The following is a 19799-nucleotide window of genomic DNA, read 5'->3' on the forward strand; positions in this document are numbered from 1 at the left end:
TGTTTCGGCAGTCGTTAAATTGGCTGCTCGATCGCGAGATGCGGGGCATCCTGCAGAGGTGGACACTGCATCGGCCGACGTCGAGCTGCGGGTCCTCGGAGAGGTGACGGTGCGGGTCGGCGGCCGTGACCTCGACCTGGGGCACGCCCGGCAGCGCTGCGTCCTGGCCGCGCTGCTGGTCGACGCGAACCGGCTGGTGCCCACCGACCGGCTGCTGGACCGGGTCTGGGGTGACCGGCAACCGCAGCGAGCCCGCAATGCGCTCGCCGGCTACCTGTCCCGGCTGCGGCAGGTGCTGGCCCCGGCCGAGCCGCTGCGGATCGTCCGCCGGTCCGGCGGCTACCTGCTGCAGGTCGACCCTGCCCTGGTCGACCTGCACCTGTTCGATCAGCTGGTTCGGCGGGCCAGGGCCGGCACGACCGCCGCGCGGACCGACGCGACGTCGGCGACCGTCGACGATCCGATGGCGTTGCTGGCCCAGGCGTTGTCGCTGTGGCGCGGTACGCCGTTCGGTGCCCTGGAGTCGGCCTGGCTCGACACGGTACGCACCGCGCTGGCCGCCGACCGGCTCGCCGCCCGACTCGACCTGGTCGACCTGCGGTTGGCGGCCGGTGGGCACGCCGATCTGCTCGGCGAGTTGACCGCGCTGGCCGCCGAGCATCCACTGGACGAGCGGATCGCCGGTCAGTTGATGCGGGCGCTGTACGGGGCCGGCCGTCAGGCCGAGGCGTTGCGGCACTACCAGGTGGTCCGTACTCGGCTCGCCGATGAACTGGGCACCGATCCGGCGGCGGCGCTGCGGCAGACGTACCACCGGATCCTGACCGCGGACCCGGCACTGGGGACGGCGGCCGCACCCCCGGACACGGCCGCACCCCCGGACACGGCCGCACCCCCGGACACGGCCGCACCCCCGGAGGCGGCTCTGACTCCGGCCCCGCGCGCCGCGCCAGAGGCGGCCGACGTACCGCGTCAACTGCCGGCCGCGCCGTCGGCCTTCACCGGCCGGGTCGCCGCGCTGGTCGAGTTGGACGCGCTGCCGGTCGACGACCCGGGGCAGCCGCCGCTGGCGGTGGTCACCGGCACCGCCGGGGTCGGCAAGAGCAGCCTGGTGCTGCACTGGGCGCACCGCAGCCGCGACCGGTTCCCGGATGGACAGTTGTACGTGAACCTGCGTGGATTCGACCCGGCCGGTGCGGCGCTGGATCCCGCCGAGGTGGTACGCGGGTTCCTGGCCGCGCTCGGGGTCGTCCCGCAGCGGGTGCCGATCGGGCTGGCCGCGCAGACCGCCCGCTACCGCAGCCTGGTCGCCGGCCGGCGGATGTTGATCGTGCTGGACAACGCCCGCGACGCCGAACAGGTCCGCCCGCTGCTGCCCGGCGCGCCGGGCTGCGTCACCGTGGTGACCAGTCGAGGTCAGCTGGGCGGTCTGGTCGCCGTGGACGGGGCCCGGCCGCTCGCCCTCGATCTGTTCACCGCCGCCGAGGCGCGGCGGTTCCTCGCCCGGCGGCTGGGGCCGGCAAGGGTGCGGGCGGAGCCGGCCGCCGCCCAGCGGATCGTCGACCGGTGTGCCCGGCTGCCGCTGGCGCTCGCCGTCGCGTCGGCGCGGGTGGTGGTGAACCGGGCGGTCACCCTCACCGACCTGGCCGCCGAGCTGACCGAGGCCGGTGCCGGCCTGGACGTGTTCGACGCTGGCGATCCGGCGGCCGACGTACGGGCGGTGTTCTCCTGGTCGTACCGGGCGCTCGACCCGGCCGCCGCCGGGCTGTTCCGGCTGATCGGGCTGCATCCCGGGCCGGAGCTGACCGTGCCGGCGGTGGCAAGCCTGGCCGGTGAAACGGTGCCCGCCGCCCGACGGCTGCTGGCCGTGCTGACCCGCGCCAGCCTGATAACCGAGCACTCGCCGGGACGGTACGTGCTGCACGACCTGCTGCGGGCGTACGCCGCCGAGCTGGCCGAGGCGCAGGAGCCGGCGACGCGGCGGCGGGCCGCGACCCGGCGGCTGCTCGACCACCTGCTGCACACCGCGTACGCCGCCGACCGGCTGCTCTACCCGCACCGGGACCCGATCCTGCTGGACTGCCCGGCACCCGGGGTGGTGGTGCCGGCGTTGGCCGACGGCGCGGCGGCGATGCGCTGGCTGGTGGCCGAGCACCGGGTGCTACTCGGCGCGGTCGATCTGGCGTCCCGCGAGCGCTTCGACCGGCACGCCTGGGAGCTGGCCTGGAGTCTGACCAGCTACGTCAACCTGCGGGCGCTGTGGCACGACCAACTGACCGTGCAGGGTGCCGCGTTGCCGGCGGCGGTGCGGCTGGGCGACCAGGCGGCGCAGGCGAATCTGCACCGCAACCTGGGTCGGGCGTTGACCCAGCTGGACCGCACCGACCAGGCCGCCCGGCACCTGACGCAGGCCCTGGAGCTGTTCGTCGCCGTCGGGGACCGGGCGAACCAGGCGCAGACCAACGTCAACTTCGCCCGGGTACGGCAGCGGCAGGGCCGCGACGCCGACGCCCTCGACTACGACCTGCGGTCGCTGGAGCTGTACCGGCAGGCCGGGCATCTGACCGGGCAGGCGCGGGCGATGAACAACATCGCCTGGACCCGGATCCGGTTGGGCGAGCCCGACCAGGCCCGCGAGCTCTGCCGGCAGGCCCTCGCCATCAACACCGAGCTCGGCAACCGGCACGGGGCGGCCACCAACTGGCGTACCGCCGGTTGTGCCGAGGCGGCGGCCGGTGACCATCGCGCGGCGGTCGGCTGCCACGAGCGGGCGCTGCGGCTGTTCCGGGCGATCGGCGACCGGGGCGGCGAGGCGGAGACCCTGGTCGACCTCGGCGACGCGCGGTACGCCTGCGGCCAGGTCGACCCGGCCCGGGGCGACTGGGCGGCGGCGCTGGTGCTGCTGGAGCGGGCCGGCCACCCGGACGCCGCCGCCGTACGCACCCGGCTGGCGCGTCCGGCAACGTCGCTGCGCTGAACCGCCGAGGGCGTACGCCCGTCACTGCACGGCGCCCGGCAGATCGTTGACACTGGACCATCCCGATCGTTAACGTTAACAACGATCGTTATCAATGCATGACCTGGTGGCCGGGTCGACGTGCCTGCGGCCAACCGCCCGGTACGGATCCTGGAGAACCGCTATGTCTGAAGTGACCCGACGCAAACTCCTCACCGCCGGGGCGGCCGGGGCGGGTGCCGTCCTGCTGCCCGCCGGGTGGACCGCGATCGCCCGCGCAGACCCGGCGACGCCACCACAGGTGCAGGCAGCCGGCGACATGGCGCTCTGGTACGACGAACCGGCCGGCAGCGACTGGCTGCGCGCGTTGCCCGTCGGCAACGGCCGACTCGGCGCCATGGTCTTCGGCAACGTCGACACCGACCGGCTCCAGCTCAACGAGGACACCGTCTGGGCCGGCGGCCCCTACGACTCCGCCAACCCGCGCGGCGCCGGCGCGCTGGCCGAGATCCGCCGGCTGGTCTTCGCCGACCAGTGGACCCAGGCGCAGAACCTGATCAACCAGACGATGATGGGCTCGCCCGGTGGGCAGCTGGCCTACCAGCCGGTCGGCAACCTGCGGCTCGCCTTTGGCTCCGCCAGCGGCATGTCCCAGTACGACCGTACGCTCGACCTCACCACGGCCACCGTCACCACCACGTACGTGCTGGGGGGCGTGCGGTACCGGCGCGAGGTGTTCGCCAGCGCTCCGGACCAGGTGATCGTCGTACGGCTGACCGCGGACCGGTCGAACGCGATCACCTTCACCGCCACCTTCGACAGCCCGCAGCGCAGCTCCGTCTCCAGCCCGAACGCGACGACGATCGCACTCGACGGCACCTCCGGGAGCATGGAGGGCGTCACCGGTTCGGTGCGCTTCCTCGCCCTGACCACCGCCATCGCCACCGGCGGGACGGTCAGCAGCTCCGGGGGGAGCCTGCGGGTGTCCGGCGCGACCAGCGTCACCCTGCTGGTCTCGATCGGATCCAGTTACGTCGACTTCCGCACCGTCAACGGCGACTACCAGGGCATCGCCCGCAACCATCTCGACACCGCCCGTACCGTCGGTTTCGACCAGCTGCGCAGCCGGCACCTGGCCGACTACCAGGCGCTGTTCAACCGGGTGTCGATCGACCTGGGGCGCACGGCGGCGGCCGACCAGCCCACCGACGTCCGGATCGCCCAGCACGCGAGCGTCGACGACCCGCAGTTCTCCGCGCTGCTGTTCCAGTACGGCCGCTACCTGCTGATCTCGTCGTCACGTCCGGGCAGCCAGCCGGCGAACCTGCAGGGCGTCTGGAACGACTCGATGACCCCGCCGTGGGACTCGAAGTACACGATCAACGCCAACCTGCCGATGAACTACTGGCCGGCCGACACGACCAACCTCTCCGAGTGCTTCCTGCCGGTCTTCGACATGGTCCGGGACCTGGCGGTCAGCGGCGCGCGGACCGCGCAGGCGCAGTACGGCGCCGGCGGCTGGGTGACCCACCACAACACCGACGGGTGGCGGGGCTCCTCGGTGGTCGACGGCGCGTTCTGGGGTATGTGGCAGACCGGTGGCGCGTGGCTGGCCACCCTGATCTGGGAGCACTACCAGTTCACCGGCGACGTCACCTTCCTGCAGACCAACTATCCGGCGATGAAGGGCGCCGCTCAGTTCTTCCTCGACACCCTGGTCACCCATCCGAACCTGGGATACCTGGTCACCAACCCGTCGAACTCCCCCGAGATCGCCCACCACGGCGACGCCAGCGTCTGCGCCGGACCCACGATGGACAACCAGATCCTGCGCGACCTGTTCGACGGGGTCGCCCGGGCCAGCGAGGTCCTCGGCGTGGATCCGACTCTGCGGACCCAGGTCCGGGCGGCCCGCGACCGGCTGGCGCCGATGCGGATCGGCTCCCGGGGCAACGTCCAGGAGTGGCTGGCCGACTGGGTCGAGCCGGAACGCAACCACCGGCACGTCTCCCACCTCTACGGGCTGCACCCCAGCAACCAGATCACCCGGCGCGGCACCCCCCAGCTGTTCGAGGCCGCGCGCCGGACCCTGGAAATCCGGGGCGACGACGGCACCGGCTGGTCGCTGGCCTGGAAAATCAACTTCTGGGCCCGGTTGGAGGACGCCGCCCGCGCCCACAAGCTGCTGCGTGACCTGGTCCGCACCGACCGGCTGGCACCGAACATGTTCGACCTGCACCCGCCGTTCCAGATCGACGGGAACTTCGGCGCCACCTCCGGGGTCGCCGAGATGCTGCTGCAGAGCCACAACGGGGAGCTGCACCTGCTGCCGGCGCTGCCCGCCGCCTGGCCGACCGGGCAGGTCGCCGGGCTGCGGGGTCGAGGCGGCTACACCGTCGCGATGGTGTGGCACGACGGCCGGGCCGACGAGTTCCACGTCCGCGCCGACCGCGACGGCACCGTACGGCTGCGGGCCCGGCTGTTCACCGGCAGCTTCACTCTCACCGACGTCGACGACGGCGGTACGCCGAGCGCCACCCAACCCGAGACCGACGTGGTCCAGTTCGCCGTCCGCGCCGGACACACCTACCGGCTCGCCCGTCCCGGCGTGTCGCCGACACCGACGCCGACCCTGTCGGCGAGCCCGTCCCCGTCGGTCTCGCCGAGTCCGTCGCTGTCCCCGACCCCGAGTCCGAGCAGCTCTCCCCCGCCGTCCGGGGCCCGGGCGACGTACGCGGTCACCGGGTCGTGGCCCGGCGGTTTCCAGGGCGAGGTAACCGTGACCGCCGGCGCCTCGCCGATCCAGGGCTGGGCCGTCACCTGGACCTTCCCCAACGGGCAGGTCATCACCCAGATGTGGAGCGGTGCCCACACGCAGAGCGGCGCGAACGTACGGGTCACCAACGTGTCCTACAACGGGTCGCTGCCGGCCGGCGGCTCGACCACCTTCGGGTTTCTCGCCAGCGTCGGTGGGACGAACAACCCACCGACCGACCTGGTCTGCACGACCACCTGAGGTCATCCGCCCGCCGCGTCGTCAGGCGCGGCGGGCGGCCGCGCCGGTCAGCGCAGCGGCTGGGCGCCGATGACGGACAGCAGGTGCAGCTTGTCGTGGCTTTCGCTGCCGGGGACGGCCGTATAGACCAGCAGTGAGTGGGCCTGGCCGGGGTCGACCAGTTGTTGACAGGTCAGCTCCAGGGCGCCGACCTGCGGGTGAACGAAGTGTTTGACGTCGTGCGGGCGGACGCCGATCTCGTAGTTGTCCCACGCCCGGCGGAACTCCTCACTACCGGCGAGGAGCAGGTCGGCCAGCCGCGCGGCCCGGGAGTCGGGGCCGCGCAGGGTGACGATCTGGCGCAGACCGGAGGCGTACATCCGGGTGAGAAACGGATGTTCCTGCGGGGCGTACCGGTCCCGGGCGCTCGGGTCGGTGAACCAGCGGTAGCCGACGCTGCGGGCCGGCCCGGTGAACCGGGTGGTGTCGCCGGTGAGGGCGACCCCCAGCGGGGTCTGCCGCAGCGTCTCGCCGAGCTCGGTGACGATCTCGGCCGGGGTGTCGGTGAGCCGGTCGAGGACCCGCAGCAGGCCGGGGCTGATGTGTTCGGTGACGCCGCCGCCGCCACGGGCCGGCGGCTGGTGCCCGGCGAGGCGGAACAGGTGGTCCCGTTCGTCGAGGGACAGGTGCAGGCCCTGGGCGATCGAGGCGAGCATCTGGCTCGACGGCTGCGGCCCGCGTTCGCGCTCCAAGCGGGAGTAGTAGTCGGTCGACATGTGGCACAGGGCGGCGACCTCCTCGCGCCGCAGCCCGCTGGTGCGTCGGCGGGGGCCGCGCGGCAGGCCGACGTCCTCCGGCTGCAGCGCCTCGCGGCGGCTGCGGAGGAACTCGGCCAGCCCGGCGCGGTCGATCATCGGGGTGCCTCCTTCGCGGTCCTGCCTCGTTTCTACCGTCCGTGGCCAGCGGTAACCACGGATCGCCGATCCGCCCCTGCGACGGGACGGACCGGCGGGGACGCCGCCGGACCGATGGGGGGGGGCCGGCCGGAGCCGGGGATCGGCAGGCCGTGGTTGCGGTGCCGGCGACGCCTGAGGATCGGTGGGGTACCCGACGAAGGAGACGCACCATGGCACGGCGAACGATCGACATCACGATTCCCGACCTGTCCGGAAAACGAGCGCTGGTCACCGGCGCCAGCGACGGAATGGGCCTGGTGATCGCCACCCGACTGGCCGCCGCCGGGGCGGAGGTGGTCCTACCGGTACGCAACCGGCGTAAAGGCGAACACGCGATGGGAGTTGTCCGGTCGGCGGCCCCGCGCGCGGACGTCTCGCTGCGCGACCTCGACCTGTCCAGCCTGGCGTCGGTCACCGCCCTCAGCGAGACCCTGCTCGCGCAGGACCGGCCGATCCACATCCTGATCAACAACGCCGGGGTGATGACCCCACCGCAGCGTCAGACGACGGCGGACGGGCACGAGCTGCAGTTCGGCACGAACCATCTCGGGCACTTCGCGCTGGTCGGCAACCTGCTGCCGCTGCTGCGCGCCGGGCGGGCCCGGGTGACCTCGCAGATCAGCATCGCGGCCCGCAGCGGCACCATCAACTGGGACGACCTGGGCTGGGAACGCGGCTACCACGGGCAGCGCGCCTACAGTCAATCCAAGATCGCGTTCGGGTTGTTCGGGCTGGAGCTGGACCGGCGCAGCCAGGCCGAGGGCTGGGGCATCACCAGCAACCTGTCCCACCCCGGGGTGGCCCCGACCAGCCTGCTCGCCGCCCGCCCGGAGGTCGGCCGCAGCAAGGACACCCCGCAGGTACGGCTGATCCGTGCCCTGTCCGCCCGGGGCATCCTGCTCGGCACCGTCGAGACGGCGGCCCTGCCGGCGCTGCTCGCCGCGACGGCCCCGGACGCGAAAGGCGGTGTGCTGTACGGTCCCAGCGGCCTCGGCAACCTGGGCGGCCCGCCGGTCGAGCACCGGACCTTCTCCCCGCTGCTCACCGAGGACGCCGCTCGGATGTGGCAGGTCTCGGAGCAGTTCACCCGGACCAGAATCCCGGCCGGGTGACCTCACGTGGGGCGGCCGCGGGGACGCCGTACGGTCGAGTTTCGTCGGTGGTCATCAGGTCCGCCGCGACCTCCACGTCACCGCGCCCGGCAGCCCCACCTACGTCTACCAGGCCGGCTAGTGTCGCTCGACGGCTGAGGGTCAGCCGGCTGCGGTGCCCGTGTGGGCGGCGCTGCGGGTTACGCGGCGGCGGCGGGTCGGCAGCCGCAGGGTCGGGTTGGCGACGCCCCAGGCGGCGCCTTTGCAGACCAGCTCCTTGTAGCCGGCGGCGAGCCGTCCGGTCAGCACCGCCGGCTTGGCGCGGTCGTCGGCGGTGACGTACTGGATCAGGCCCTCACGACGGCCCAGCGAGATGCACTGGTTGAAGTAGCGCAGGGGTGCGTTCGGCAGTTTCCCGCCGGTCAGCCGGGCCGCGATCGAGTCGGCGGCCTGCCACGCCATCGGGGTGCCCGAGGCGCACGACATCCGCAGCGGCTTGCCGCCGGGGCCGATCGCCCGGGCCGCGTCGCCGACCGCGTACACGTCCGGATGCGACACCGAGCGCATGGTGCCGTCGACGACGATCTGGCCGCTGTCAGCAAGCTGCAATCCGGTGGTACGCGCGATCGGGTGGACGGCGAACCCGGCGGTCCAGATGGTGACGGCGGCCGGGATGGTGCCGCCGTCGGCGGTGGTGACCCGGTCGGCGGCGACGCCGGTAACGGCGGTGTGCTCGTACACGGTGATGGTGAGCCCGGCGAGGACCTTGCGCAGATGCGCCCGGCCCTTCGGCGACAGGGTGTCGCCGAGGCCGCCGCGCACGGCGAGGGCGACATCGAGATCCGGGCGGGCCTCGGCGATCTCGGTCGCGGTTTCCAGTCCGGTCAGGCCGCCGCCGACCACGACGACGGGTTGCCCGGCGGCGAGCCGGGCCAGCCGGTCCCGCGACCGCAGCGCGCCGGGCCGGCTGGCGATCTCGTCGGCGTGTTCGACGACGCCGGGGACGGCTCCGGGGTTCCAGCCGCTGCCGAGGGCGTAGACGAGCGTGTCGTAGCCGAGGGTGTCGGCTCCGCTGCCGTCGGGGCCGTCGCTGGCCGCGTCCGCGACCGTGACGGTCCTGGCGTCGACGTCGACACCGGTGACCGTGGCGATCCGCAGCTCGACGCCGGTGCCGGCGAACATCTCCCGCAACGGCCGGGGTTTGAGGTCCTGGCCGGTCGCCAGCTGGTGCATCCGTACGCGTTCGATGAAGTCGGGTTCGGCGTTGACGACGGTGATGGCGACGTCTGCGGGGTCGAGCCGCCGGGCGAGGCGGCCGGCGGCGGTGGCTCCGGCGTAGCCGGCGCCGAGGACGATGATGCGGTGCCGCATGTCCTGCTCCTGTCTGTCTGCACGGGGTGTGACGCCACCTGAACCGGGCAGCCCCGCGTTTGCTGACGCGACAGCGGCGTGACGCAGCTCACACGGTGGGGTCAGAAGGCGATGAACAGCGGTTCCCCGTGGTCGGCGGCGGCCCAGGACGTGGTGGCCCGGTGCAGCTTGTCGGGGTTGACCTGGCTGCGGACCACGGCGACGCCGTCGGCGGTGACCTGCAGGCACATGACGCCGATGACCCGGCCGTCGATGACGACCACGACCGCCGGGTCACCGTTGGCGGTCCAGGCGTACACCTCGGGTGAGCCGCCGAGCAGGGCGCGTTTGGCCGCCCCCGGGGTGAACAGGCCGCGCAGGAACTTCGCGACCGCGATGGCACCGACGACCGGCGTGGCGCGGGCCGGGACGTGCCCGCCGCCGTCGCCGATCGAGACGGCGTCGCCGGTGAGCAGGCGTACCAGCGGCTCGATCCGACCGCTGGTGGCGGCGGACAGGAACTCTTCGACGACCCGCCGGGCGGCGACCCGGTCGACCTCGGTGCGGGCCTGGCCGTCGGCGAGGTGCCGCCGGGCCCGGTGCAGGATCTGCTGGCTGGCGGCCTCGGAGACGCCGAGGATGCCGGCGATGTCGCGGTGCGGGTAGCCGAACGCCTCCCGCAGGACGTAGACGGCCCGCTCGTGCGGGGTCAGGCGTTCCATCAGGGCGAGGACGGCGTACGAGACGGATTCGCGCTGCTCGGCGGTGTCGGCCGGGCCGAGCATCGGGTCGCCGGCGAGCAGCGGCTCGGGCAGCCACTGGCCGACGTACGTTTCGCGGCGGGCCCGCGCGGAGGTCAACTGGCTGAGACACAGGTTGGTGAGGACCTTGGTCAGCCAGGCTTCGGGGACGTCGATCCGGTCGACGTCGGCGGCCTGCCAGCGCAGGAACGTCTCCTGTACGGCGTCCTCGGCCTCACTGGCGGAGCCGAGCAGGCGGTAGGCGATCGCCGCCAGGCGTGGCCGGGCCGCCTCGAACCGGTCGACGTCGTCCGCCGTCAGTGCCATGACCCCGATGGTAGGCGCGGCCTTCGACCCGGCCGTGCCGCCATGCACGACGACCCGGGGCACGGGACGGGGTCAGTTCAACTGCTCGACCTCGCGGTCGCCCAGCGGCGCGGCCAGGCGTACCAGGACAGCCGATTCCAGGGCGATCGCTGGGCATTCCTCGTCGGCCGCTTCAGGCAGCCGGCCCACCCGGATCTGGACGCGCACCGCTGTCTCGCTCTCCTGCACCTGCGGCTCGGCGCCGTAGCAGTCGGCGGGACCGGCGGTCACGGTGAATTCGAGCGTACGGTCGTCGACGGCGCGCCAGCGGCGCCAGGCGACGACCTGCGGGTCAACCAGGTCGTCGCGGACCGGCAGCGCCCCCGGGCTCGTTGCGGCGTCCGGTGCCCGGGTGGCGGTGGTGCCGTCGCCGTCGTCGCCCGGCTCGGCCGCCGAGCCGCAGGCGCTCAGCGCGACGACCGCCCCGACCAGCAGTACGGCTGTCAGTCGGGGCGGTCGTCGCGTCAGCATCGACTCAGATTACCAGTCGCCGTTGGCGGCGTTCGTGCCGTCGAGGACCGCCGTGTCGAAATACGGCCCCCGGTTCACTCCGCTGCCGTCAACGGTGGACATGACCGATCGGACATGGCCGAGACCGGTGGCGTTGCTGTAATTCCAGATCCATGGACCGCCCGAGGAACCGCCACCGAAGTTACAGGTGATCTTCGAACGGTTGTCGAGAATGCTGTTGTCGACGGCGGTGCCCCAGCAGGCCCACATCTTGTCCCCGCCGTCGCGGTTGCTCGGGTATCCGAAAATTGACACATCGAACTCGGTGCCGCCGTTGTAGGCGAGGCCATGCCCGCCGACGGTGTCGACGACCGTCGTGTTCCAGTCACCACCGGAGAACGTGGTCACCCAGCCGACGTCCCGGTTGAGGTTGCTGTTGTTCATCCATTCGTTGAACGTCCGCAACCGGTATGCCTGGAACCGGCCGACCGGGTCGTGGTCGGCGTTGAAGGCGTTGTACTTCGGCACGAAGACGAGGTTACTCAGCCAGTCACCGCCCTGGCCGCTGTGGACACAGTGGCCGGCGGTGATCAACACCCGCTTGGACGAGGTGGCGACCGCCGAGGCGGAGCACCACGAGCCGCTCTCGTAGCCGCCGATGAACAGTTTGCCGTTGGTGATCGAGAAGTTCGTCACCGGATCCGGGGCAGCGATCTCTTTCGTCGCGACGGTGGCGGCCACCGGCTTGGTCACGACCGTGGGCGTCTTGCTGGCGATGGCCCGCGCGGTGTTCTCGACCCACACGGCGTCGCCGGGTGCGTCCAGCGGCTTGGCCGCCTTCATCCGCTCCGGTGTCCAGTACGCCAGCACGTCGGGGTCTCCGCCGGTGCGCTCGAACGCCTTGAGCTGCGCGGGTGAATAGGTGCGGGCGGTCTTGTCACCCGGCAGCTGCACCGGCGCGAGCGAGCTGCTGGTGCTCAGATCGGAGCCGGCGACCCGGGTCGGCTTGGTCTCCACCTCGGCCGGAACCGCAGTGGCCCCGGTGGCGGACAGGACGGGCGCGACGGCCACGGCCAGCGCGATGACACCGAGGCGCCGAGCACCCCGGGTAATACGGGTTCTACCGGGCACACCCATGCGGCTAACTCCTTTTGTCGAGCAACCATCCCGGTTGCTTGCGAATCCACGCGTCATTTCCAGGATTTGGAATGGCGAGGACGGAGGTTGATGCTGCGGAAACAGCAGCAACGGCGACGGCGACTCTGTGCGGCCGGTCGGCCTACACCCTGCTTGTTGAACCGCCATTGCCATAGTCAACGACCCATTTGGGTTCGTCAACCCTGGGTCACCGGACCGCTACCGGATGATGTTGGAGTCAGCTGTGGACGCGCAGGTGGCACCCTTGTAAGGCTCCGACTTACGACCCTATACCTGTGACAGCCGTCACAGTCCTCTATAGATCATCAAGGCATACCTGGCGAATCTTGGACCAGCGAGCCCGTAGGGCTGGTCCCACGATTCACGCGACGCTGGCCGCCACCGCCGGGCGCTCCGGCTGGTTGCCGTCGAAGGTGGCGAGAAGAGCGAACCAGACCAGGATCATGATGCCGGCCGGGCGTAGGAACTCCTCGGCGAGGTGGGTACCGACGAAGGAGTACCCGGCGAGCCATACGCCGGTGAGAACGCCGACCACGCGCACCGGCCAGAAGTGGCTCGCCAGGGAACTCGTGACGATCCAGACCCCGGCGAGGACGTGGCCACCGAGCCGGACCGCCCACGCGGTCTCGTACTCGATCCCGTTGATCATCATTATGCCGGCGAGTACGTCGAGTGCCACCCAGCCGTAGCCGGCCGCCTTGGCCCACGGCACCGCTGGCAGGCGTGAGACCAGAAAGAGGATCGAGAGGTGGAAGAAGACACCCAAGTACTCTCCCCACGTGACGTCCGGGTCCACGAAGAAGGCGATCACGGCGGGGAGGAACAGGAAGAGTGGGAGCAGCGCCACTAGGCGCAGGCTGGCGTAGTGCCGCCGAGGATCGAACATCGGAGAAGCCCTCCTACGACTGAGTGGTCTCTGTCTGGGCCGTACCCTAGAAGGAGAGGTGTTGACATGTCAACAGATGGCGCAGGTGAGGGGACTGAACTGTGGCTGCGGTGGAAACGCGCCTACGAGACGGTCCGTGCCGCTGTCATCGTCGAAACCACCACCGCGTCCGGCGTCTCCGAGCCGGAACTGAGCGTCCTGGTCTGCCTGCACGAGTCCGGCGGAAGCCAACGGCAGAACGCTCTCGCCGCCGCGCTCGGCTGGGACCGGACGCGGCTGTCGCATCTGCTGACCCGGATGACCGAACGCGACTACGTGGCCCGCGCCAAGGTCCCGAACGGGGTGGAAGTCGCCCTACGACCGGACGGTAGACGCGTGATCGACGCTACGTTGCCGGCGTTGGAGGCGGCGACCCGCCGCCACCTGGTGGACCCGCTCGGCACCGACGACGCCAAGACACTCAAGACCCTTGTCGACCGGCTTCTGACTACCTGATCGTCGCACGAGCGATGGTCCCGGCGTCCTCCAGGTGCATCCCGAGGTCAGAGTCGCAGGCGGTGACACCGTAGCGGCATTAGACTCGCCGGCCATGGGCCTGCTCACCTTCAGCCTCAACCTCACCCTGGACGGCTGCGTCGACCACCAGGAGGGGATCGCTGACGATGAGACGCACGCCCTCTTCACCCGCCTCATGGACGCCAGCGGGGCAATGCTGTGGGGTCGCGTCACCTACGAAATGATGGAGAGCTACTGGCCGGCCGTCGCCCGCGGCGACCAGGAAACGCCGCCGGCCGTACGCGAGTGGGCGGTCAAGCTGGAAGCCAAACCCAAGTACGTGGTGTCGTCGACCCGCACCGATTTCCCGTGGACCAACAGTCACCACATCGCCGGCAATCTGCGGGAGGGCGTGCGGAAGCTCAAGGACGCGAACCCGGCCGGGGTCCTCCTCGGCAGCGGCACGCTCGCGACCGAACTCGACCGGCTGGACCTGATCGACGAGTACAAGCTGCTCGTCCATCCCCGGATCGCCGGCCACGGGCCGACGCTGTACCAGGGCGGGCTGCCCGGCACCCGCCAGCTCGAACTGCTCTCAGCAAAGCCGCTGCGCAACGGCGCGGTGGCCATGCACTACCGCCGCGCACGCTGAATCACCGAGTACGGGCACCGTCAGCAGAACTCGACCGGGTCACCGGAGCGGATGACGCCGAACTCCAGCGGGCGCGCGTACACCCCGGCGCACGGCAGAACACCGACGCCCTCCAGACGCAGACGGTTGTGCCGGCTCAGCACCTGCAGCAACGCGACATCCGGCTCGACGTCACCATGCCGCAGCGCCGGAACCACACACCGTGGGGTCGCGACGACGACCTCGGCGACCACGTCGCGACCGATCCGCAGCCGACGCCCCGGCCAGAGGTTCTCGACGAGACCGGCACCCGGGTCGGGCACCTCGACGACAACGTTGGGCCGGAAGCGGCGCGCGTCGACCGGCCGACCTGAGTGGGCCGCGAGGGCGGTCAGTGTCGCGGTCGTCATCAGGTGCAGGGGCGCGAAGTCGAAGAACGTACCCGGTGGCGAGCCGGCAGCCAGCACGGAGCTGGCGGTCTGCGCGCGCGACAGGTCGTCGTCGGTGCGTACCTGGTCCGGGTCCATCCGCTCGATGGTCGCGCCCGGCGCGGCCCGGTCGAGCAGGCGCACATCCCGGCCCAGCAGCGTGGACAGCGCCGAATCACGGTGGCCGGTCACCGTCACGGTCCCGGTCATACCGTCCACCATGGTCAGCCGGACCGCCGGGGCACCGGCGGCGTCGGGAGGCAGCAACGTGGACCGTACGGTCAGCATGTCCCGCCACAGGCGCGGGTTCTTGGCGCTGGCCACCCTGCCGGTGAGACAATCGAGCACTGCGAAGGCGCGGTCTCCGGCGATGCCCGCCTCGTCGACGTACGCCCGGTCCAGATCCTCCCCCAGCATCGACTTGACCGGGTAACGCGACAGCTGCCGCACCCTGCCCACCTGACGATCGTGGCTCATGCCCAGGAAACGTAGCTGACGTTACGGTGGTCCGATGCAGGCGGAGGCGGCCCAGCGGGCAACGCAGGCAGCCATGTCGATCGCCGCGTCGCTCGGCTTGACCGTCGACGACGCCGCCGTCCTGCACAACTCGAACAAGCTCACCCTGCGGCTGCGGCCCTGCGACGTGCTGGCGCAGGTGGCACCGGCGGCGCACCAGTGCGCCCAGCGTGAAGTGGACATCGCTCAGCGGTTGTTCGAGGTCGGCAGCCCGGTGGCCGCGCTGGAAGCTCTCGAGGTCTTCGCCTGGGACGACTACGTGGTCACTTTGTGGACCTACTACGAGCCGGTGACTCGATCGATCCCGCCTGCGGACTACGCCGATGCGCTCGGACGTCTGCACGCCGGAATGCGCCGGGTCGACCTGCCCACTCCGCACTTCACGGACCGGGTTTCCGAGGCCCAGGCGCTCGTGGCGGACCGCGACCGGACCCCGAGGCTGGCCGAAGCGGACCGGATCTTCCTGGCTGACAAGCTGGACCGGCTGCGCCGAGCGGTCAGCGACAGCGGCCGGCCCGAACAACTCCTGCACGGGGAACCCCACCCGGGCAACCTGCTCTCGACCCCGGTCGGCCTGCTCTTCATCGACTTCGAGACGTGCTGCCGGGGACCGGTCGAGTTCGACCTGGCCCACGCCCCCGACGAGGTCGGCGACCGGTACCCGGGCGTCGATCACCACCTGCTCCGAGATTGCCGAACGCTCGTGCTGGCGATGATCACCACCTGGCGCTGGGATCGCGACGACCAGTTCCCCGACGGCCACCGGCTCGGCATCGAGTGGCTACGCCGACTCCGGAAGTCCTGACGCCCTGCCTGGGTGTCCGCGTGTCGCGCCCTACCAGGTGAAGCCGACCATGAACGGGGTGTTGACCGGGCTGCCGGCGCTGTTCATACAGGTCACGCCGACCTTCATGTCGGTGGTGCCGACCGGGTGCCAGTACTGCACGTGACAGTGGGCGTCCTGGTAGCCCAGCGCGTACGCGACGGCGTGCCCGGAGTAGTCGATGATCTGCGGGAAGAACATCTCGTAGCGCCCGGTGGCGGTCCGGGTGACGGCGTAGTCGCCGCTCACCGAACTGCCGTTGGTCCAGGTGATCGCCGGTGCCGGCCCACCCGACGGGTACGTGTCGTCGACCGTCGCCAGCGCTGTCGGAGCGATCTGCTGCAGCAGGTTGTGGATCGTCCAGGTGATCGTGAACCGGGAGTCGACGAAGGCTCCGGAGGCCTTGCGGCACAGCACCCGGGCGATCCCGTCCGCGAGGTAGCCTACCACCTTGCACTTGACGGCCGCCGACGTGTAGGCGGTGATCTGGTAGAAGGTGTCCTGCGTCTGGGCGGCCGAGGCGGGCAGCTTCACCGCGTACGAACCGGGCGCGTCCCGCGCCACCCATGGTGTGCCCGCACCGGCGTCGAAGCGGTACCAGCTGTTCGGGGTGTACATCGGCGAGGTCGGATCATTCGACCAGAGGTACGACACGCCGTCGGCGGCCAGCGTGGAGCCGCTGGCCTCGACGAAGTTCGCCACGAAGTACGCGTCCTGCCGGGCACCGCTGGCCCCGAAGCAGTAGACGTTGACCAGCAGATCGACGCCGGACGGATACCAGGAGCCCACGGTGCAGAACCGGACCGCCGCACCGTACGCCTGGGCGTGGACCACTCCCCCACCGCCGGTCACCAGCGACCCGAGCCCACCGAAACGCACCTGGTAAACGCCGGCACCGGACCGGGTCACGGTGATCGCCCCGCCGCCGGGATTCTTCGCGTACGAGTAGTAGGTGTGCCCGCCAGAGGTCCACATCGGCACCGTGTGACTGGCGGCGCTGGGGTTGCTGGCCCACACGTAGCCGGTCACCGCCGGGGTGACGTCCGCCGCAGCCGGCCCGGCCGCCGTGACGACAGCGGCGGCCACACCGACCGCCGCAGCACCGAGGACGGCCGAGATCCGCCGAAGAAGCCCACTTACCATGCGCCGACGCTAACCACTGCCGTCAACCGCCCGCGCCGATCACGTCGCGTTCTGCCCGTCCGTCTCATGCGGCCTGGCGTCAGGCAGGGTCGTGGCAGTTGCATCGGAGCCAGGGTTCGAGTTCGTCGGTGCGCTGATGCCGGATGGCGTGGGCGTGACGGTCGACCTGTTGCAGTTGGTCGGCGGTCAGCCGGCGGGCCGCCCAGATCAGCTCGGCGACCTTGGCCGCGTCCGGGTGGGCCGGCTGGTCGACTCCAGCCAGGTCGATTCCGGTCAGCGCGCTGAGGTCGTCCCGGGGGATGTCGATGAACGCGGCGAACCCGGCGAGCAGCTCAGGTGTCAACGTCTTCTCGGCACCGCCGATCAACCCGATCGTCGACGCCGACAGCATCGGACCCTTGCCAATGCCGAACAGGTACTTGGCGGAGCCGGGCAGGCCCAGGTTCCGGTTTTGCAGCAGGCGCACCACCAGGCCACCGGGGCCGCGCAGGCGCCGGTGGCGCGGTGGCTCCGGCGGCGGCGGGGCCGGGCGGGGTTGCTGCGGCATCGCGCGTACAAGCTGGTGCAGTTCCGGTACGGCACCCGGTAGGTACGTCAGCGACCAGGCCAGCCAACCGAGCGCGCTCGACGCGGTGGCGTCCAGCGGGGTGAGATCGTCCGGCACCGGCTGACCGGCGATCACGAACAGGTCGCTCCGGTGCAGGCCGAGGACGGGGCCGAGCCGACACAGCAGCGACGGGTCCGGCTCGCCACCGGCGAGCACCGACAGGATCACCGTGTCGGCGGTGCCCGTACCGCGCGCCAGCGAGCCGGCGTCGAGACCGCGTCGCCCGGCCAACAGCGCCAACTGGACTCCGAACGCCGGCAGCTCCCGCATAGTCCCGCATCCAACCGCGCTCGGCCCGCGCCGGCAAGGTGCACTCTCGACTGTCAGCCGGTCGGCCCATTCCGGGCTGCGCCGCCTGCCGAGCAAGATGACCGGGTGAAGGCGTTCGTGGGGGTCACCGACGGCGAGTGGCGCAGCTTCCTCGCCGCCCGGCCGCAGATCAACGAGGTCAACTTCTGGCGGCCCGGCGGCGGCAGCTTCAAGGTCCTGACCCCCGGCGAGCCGTTCTTCTTCAAGAGCCGCTACCCGCACAACCGCATCGTCGGTGGCGGCTTCTTCAGCGGCTTCGCGAAGCTGCGGCTCTCGGAAGCGTGGGGGCTGTTCGGCGAGGCCAACGGCGCGGGCTCCCTGGCCGACATGGCCCGCGACATCGGCAAGTACCGCAAGGATCCGATCGGCCCCGGCGAGGACCCGGTGATCGGCTGCATCTTCATCCGCGACACCGTCTTCTTCCCCGAGGGCCGGCAGCCGGAGCCACCGCCAGAGTTTCCGTCGAACCTCACCCAGGGCAAGACCTACGACCTGTCGACGGGCACGCACTTCGACTACTTCGAACACCTGACGAAACTGCTGCTCGGCGGCGAGGTGCGGGTCGACCCGGAAGGCTCCTGGCACCGGCCGGGACCGGTGTTCGGCGACCCCCGGCTCCGGCCGCAGCGCCTCGGGCAGCAGTCGTTCAAGGCGGTCGTCCTCGACACGTACTCCCGGCGCTGCGCGATCACCGACAGCAAACTGCGGCCGGCGCTGCAGGCGGCGCACATCCGCCCGGTGGCCGCCGGCGGCGAGCACCGCATCGACAACGGCATGCTGCTGCGGGCCGACGTACACATCCTCTTCGACCAGGGCTACCTGGGCGTCGACCCGAAGTATCGGCTGCTCGTCAGCCGACGCCTGCGCGACGACTTCGGCAACGGCGAACAGTTCTACGCCCGCGCCGGCACCCAGATCGCCGTACCCGAGCAGAAGGCCCGCCGCCCCGACCACGACCTGCTCGAATGGCACACTGACACGGTCTTCCAGCACTGAAGCTCAGGCCCGGAGGCCAGTCGTGGTGCCGCGTACCGTTGCCGTCAGTCTCGTCGCCGGTGCCGTGCTTGTCGGCGGGGCGCTGTTCGTGGCCGCCAGCGTCGGCGTCGACTCGGACCCGGCCGCCGAGGCAGCTGCCACCCCGGCCGCCGCCGGGGTCATTCTGCCGCCGGTCGATGCCCGGTTTGACTACCAGATCGGCGAGCCGTACGCCCCACCGGACGGTGTCACGGTGGTCAGCCGCGACCGGGAGGCGTCCCCGGCCGCCGGCCGCTACACCATCTGCTACGTCAACGCCTTCCAGGTCCAGCCCCACGAAGTCAGCTGGTGGCAGCGCAACCACGACGACCTGCTGCTACGCGACGCCGACGGCGAGTACGTCGTCAACGGCGACTGGGACGAGATCCTGCTCGACATCTCCACCGCCGCGAAGCGCACCGCCATCGCCGACATCGTCAACGGATGGATCGACGGCTGCGCCGCCGACGGCTTCCAGGCCGTCGAACCCGACAACATCGACTCGTACGACCGCTCCGACGACCTGCTCACCCTCGACGACGCCGTCGAATACCTGAAACTGCTTGCCCCGCACGCCCACGCCGCCGGGCTGGCCATCGGCCAGAAGAACACCACCGAACTCGGCGCCCGGGGCAGAGCCGCCGGCCTCGACTTCGCGATCGCCGAGGAATGTGGCCGCTACGCCGAGTGCGGCGACTACACCGAGGTGTACGGCGACGACGTCATCGACATCGAGTACACCGACGACGCCTACACCACCGCGTGCACCGCGGTCGGCGCGAACGTCTCCGTGGTCCGCCGCGACGTCGACGTCACCGCACCCGGCGGCCCTACCTACATCTACCGAGCCTGCTGAACACCGGCGGACAACCCGGGGTGGGCATC

At 71.2% G+C, this 19799-nt stretch carries 17 protein-coding genes; 8 read left to right on the forward strand and 9 right to left on the reverse strand.

Annotated features, from left to right (window positions below; genetic code table 11):
- Positions 1 to 58: 58 nt before the first annotated feature.
- Both ACN27J_RS08745 and ACN27J_RS08750 read left to right on the forward strand, forming a co-directional pair.
- Positions 59 to 2977: an AfsR/SARP family transcriptional regulator gene (locus ACN27J_RS08745; protein WP_421365016.1), complete on the forward strand. Its 2919-nt coding sequence runs from the start codon at positions 59 to 61 to the stop codon at positions 2975 to 2977.
- A gap of 163 nt (positions 2978 to 3140) precedes the next feature.
- Positions 3141 to 5972 carry a glycosyl hydrolase family 95 catalytic domain-containing protein gene (locus ACN27J_RS08750; RefSeq protein WP_421365017.1) on the forward strand — a complete coding sequence of 944 codons (2832 nt, stop codon included), beginning with the start codon at positions 3141 to 3143 and terminating at the stop codon, positions 5970 to 5972.
- Between the two features lie 47 nt (positions 5973 to 6019).
- Here ACN27J_RS08750 and ACN27J_RS08755 read toward each other — a convergent pair whose 3' ends face one another.
- Positions 6020 to 6865 carry a helix-turn-helix transcriptional regulator gene (locus tag ACN27J_RS08755; protein ID WP_421365019.1) on the reverse strand — a complete coding sequence of 282 codons (846 nt, stop codon included), beginning with the start codon at positions 6863 to 6865 and terminating at the stop codon, positions 6020 to 6022.
- Positions 6866 to 7077: 212 nt separating this feature from the next.
- On the opposite strand from ACN27J_RS08755, the gene ACN27J_RS08760 reads away from it, so the two are divergent.
- Complete coding sequence (locus ACN27J_RS08760; protein ID WP_421365020.1) at positions 7078 to 8019, forward strand: SDR family oxidoreductase; 942 nt, start codon at positions 7078 to 7080, stop codon at positions 8017 to 8019.
- Positions 8020 to 8160: 141 nt separating this feature from the next.
- On the opposite strand, the gene ACN27J_RS08765 is transcribed toward ACN27J_RS08760, so the two are convergent.
- The 5 genes from ACN27J_RS08765 to ACN27J_RS08785 all read right to left on the reverse strand — a co-directional run bounded on the left by ACN27J_RS08765 (position 8161) and on the right by ACN27J_RS08785 (position 12948).
- Positions 8161 to 9369 carry an NAD(P)/FAD-dependent oxidoreductase gene (locus ACN27J_RS08765; protein WP_421365022.1) on the reverse strand — a complete coding sequence of 403 codons (1209 nt, stop codon included), beginning with the start codon at positions 9367 to 9369 and terminating at the stop codon, positions 8161 to 8163.
- 101 nt (positions 9370 to 9470) lie between these two features.
- Complete coding sequence (locus tag ACN27J_RS08770; RefSeq protein ID WP_421365024.1) at positions 9471 to 10415, reverse strand: RNA polymerase sigma-70 factor; 945 nt, start codon at positions 10413 to 10415, stop codon at positions 9471 to 9473.
- A 72-nt stretch (positions 10416 to 10487) separates the two neighbouring features.
- Positions 10488 to 10925, reverse strand: a complete 438-nt coding sequence (locus ACN27J_RS08775) for a hypothetical protein (RefSeq protein WP_421365026.1) — start codon at positions 10923 to 10925, stop codon at positions 10488 to 10490.
- Between the two features lie 9 nt (positions 10926 to 10934).
- Entirely contained in the window at positions 10935 to 12152 is a 1218-nt protein-coding gene (locus ACN27J_RS08780) for a trypsin-like serine peptidase (RefSeq protein WP_421365028.1), read from the reverse strand.
- A 271-nt stretch (positions 12153 to 12423) separates the two neighbouring features.
- Positions 12424 to 12948: a hypothetical protein gene (locus ACN27J_RS08785; protein ID WP_421365030.1), complete on the reverse strand. Its 525-nt coding sequence runs from the start codon at positions 12946 to 12948 to the stop codon at positions 12424 to 12426.
- A 66-nt stretch (positions 12949 to 13014) separates the two neighbouring features.
- Here ACN27J_RS08785 and ACN27J_RS08790 point away from each other — a divergent pair, with 66 nt between their 5' ends.
- Both ACN27J_RS08790 and ACN27J_RS08795 read left to right on the forward strand, forming a co-directional pair.
- Complete coding sequence (locus tag ACN27J_RS08790) at positions 13015 to 13443, forward strand: MarR family winged helix-turn-helix transcriptional regulator (RefSeq protein WP_421365032.1); 429 nt, start codon at positions 13015 to 13017, stop codon at positions 13441 to 13443.
- Positions 13444 to 13537: 94 nt separating this feature from the next.
- On the forward strand, positions 13538 to 14095 hold the full coding sequence (locus tag ACN27J_RS08795) for a dihydrofolate reductase family protein (protein ID WP_421365034.1): 558 nt from the start codon (positions 13538 to 13540) through the stop codon (positions 14093 to 14095).
- A 20-nt stretch (positions 14096 to 14115) separates the two neighbouring features.
- On the opposite strand, the gene ACN27J_RS08800 is transcribed toward ACN27J_RS08795, so the two are convergent.
- On the reverse strand, positions 14116 to 14979 hold the full coding sequence (locus ACN27J_RS08800) for an MOSC domain-containing protein (protein WP_421365035.1): 864 nt from the start codon (positions 14977 to 14979) through the stop codon (positions 14116 to 14118).
- 34 nt (positions 14980 to 15013) lie between these two features.
- Between ACN27J_RS08800 and ACN27J_RS08805 the strand changes: the two genes are divergently transcribed.
- The gene (locus ACN27J_RS08805; RefSeq protein ID WP_421365037.1) at positions 15014 to 15823 is read left to right on the forward strand and encodes a phosphotransferase family protein; all 810 of its coding nucleotides are present in this window, start codon (positions 15014 to 15016) and stop codon (positions 15821 to 15823) included.
- A gap of 30 nt (positions 15824 to 15853) precedes the next feature.
- Here ACN27J_RS08805 and ACN27J_RS08810 read toward each other — a convergent pair whose 3' ends face one another.
- Positions 15854 to 16984, reverse strand: a complete 1131-nt coding sequence (locus ACN27J_RS08810) for a hypothetical protein (RefSeq protein WP_421365039.1) — start codon at positions 16982 to 16984, stop codon at positions 15854 to 15856.
- Between the two features lie 79 nt (positions 16985 to 17063).
- Complete coding sequence (locus ACN27J_RS08815) at positions 17064 to 17861, reverse strand: XRE family transcriptional regulator (RefSeq protein WP_421365040.1); 798 nt, start codon at positions 17859 to 17861, stop codon at positions 17064 to 17066.
- A gap of 105 nt (positions 17862 to 17966) precedes the next feature.
- Between ACN27J_RS08815 and ACN27J_RS08820 the strand changes: the two genes are divergently transcribed.
- Together ACN27J_RS08820 and ACN27J_RS08825 are read left to right on the forward strand one after the other, a co-directional pair.
- On the forward strand, positions 17967 to 18896 hold the full coding sequence (locus tag ACN27J_RS08820; protein ID WP_421365041.1) for an HNH endonuclease: 930 nt from the start codon (positions 17967 to 17969) through the stop codon (positions 18894 to 18896).
- 25 nt (positions 18897 to 18921) lie between these two features.
- Positions 18922 to 19770, forward strand: coding sequence for an endo alpha-1,4 polygalactosaminidase (locus tag ACN27J_RS08825; protein ID WP_421365042.1), 849 nt, complete (start codon positions 18922 to 18924; stop codon positions 19768 to 19770).
- Positions 19771 to 19799: the final 29 nt, after the last annotated feature.

The sequence above is a fragment of the Solwaraspora sp. WMMB762 genome, from assembly GCF_049179115.1.
Classification (GTDB): domain Bacteria; phylum Actinomycetota; class Actinomycetes; order Mycobacteriales; family Micromonosporaceae; genus Micromonospora_E.

Bases quoted from the DNA above. Each gene is read 5' to 3' on its own strand.
- ACN27J_RS08750 (WP_421365017.1), top strand. From the start codon at position 3,141: ATGTCTGAAGTGACCCGACGCAAACTCCTCACCGCCGGGGCGGCCGGG.
- ACN27J_RS08755 (WP_421365019.1), bottom strand. From the start codon at position 6,865: ATGATCGACCGCGCCGGGCTGGCCGAGTTCCTCCGCAGCCGCCGCGAG.
- ACN27J_RS08760 (WP_421365020.1), top strand. From the start codon at position 7,078: ATGGCACGGCGAACGATCGACATCACGATTCCCGACCTGTCCGGAAAA.
- ACN27J_RS08765 (WP_421365022.1), bottom strand. From the start codon at position 9,369: ATGCGGCACCGCATCATCGTCCTCGGCGCCGGCTACGCCGGAGCCACC.
- ACN27J_RS08770 (WP_421365024.1), bottom strand. From the start codon at position 10,415: ATGGCACTGACGGCGGACGACGTCGACCGGTTCGAGGCGGCCCGGCCA.
- ACN27J_RS08775 (WP_421365026.1), bottom strand. From the start codon at position 10,925: ATGCTGACGCGACGACCGCCCCGACTGACAGCCGTACTGCTGGTCGGG.
- ACN27J_RS08785 (WP_421365030.1), bottom strand. From the start codon at position 12,948: ATGTTCGATCCTCGGCGGCACTACGCCAGCCTGCGCCTAGTGGCGCTG.
- ACN27J_RS08790 (WP_421365032.1), top strand. From the start codon at position 13,015: ATGTCAACAGATGGCGCAGGTGAGGGGACTGAACTGTGGCTGCGGTGG.
- ACN27J_RS08795 (WP_421365034.1), top strand. From the start codon at position 13,538: ATGGGCCTGCTCACCTTCAGCCTCAACCTCACCCTGGACGGCTGCGTC.
- ACN27J_RS08800 (WP_421365035.1), bottom strand. From the start codon at position 14,979: ATGAGCCACGATCGTCAGGTGGGCAGGGTGCGGCAGCTGTCGCGTTAC.
- ACN27J_RS08805 (WP_421365037.1), top strand. From the start codon at position 15,014: ATGCAGGCGGAGGCGGCCCAGCGGGCAACGCAGGCAGCCATGTCGATC.
- ACN27J_RS08810 (WP_421365039.1), bottom strand. From the start codon at position 16,984: ATGGTAAGTGGGCTTCTTCGGCGGATCTCGGCCGTCCTCGGTGCTGCG.
- ACN27J_RS08815 (WP_421365040.1), bottom strand. From the start codon at position 17,861: ATGCGGGAGCTGCCGGCGTTCGGAGTCCAGTTGGCGCTGTTGGCCGGG.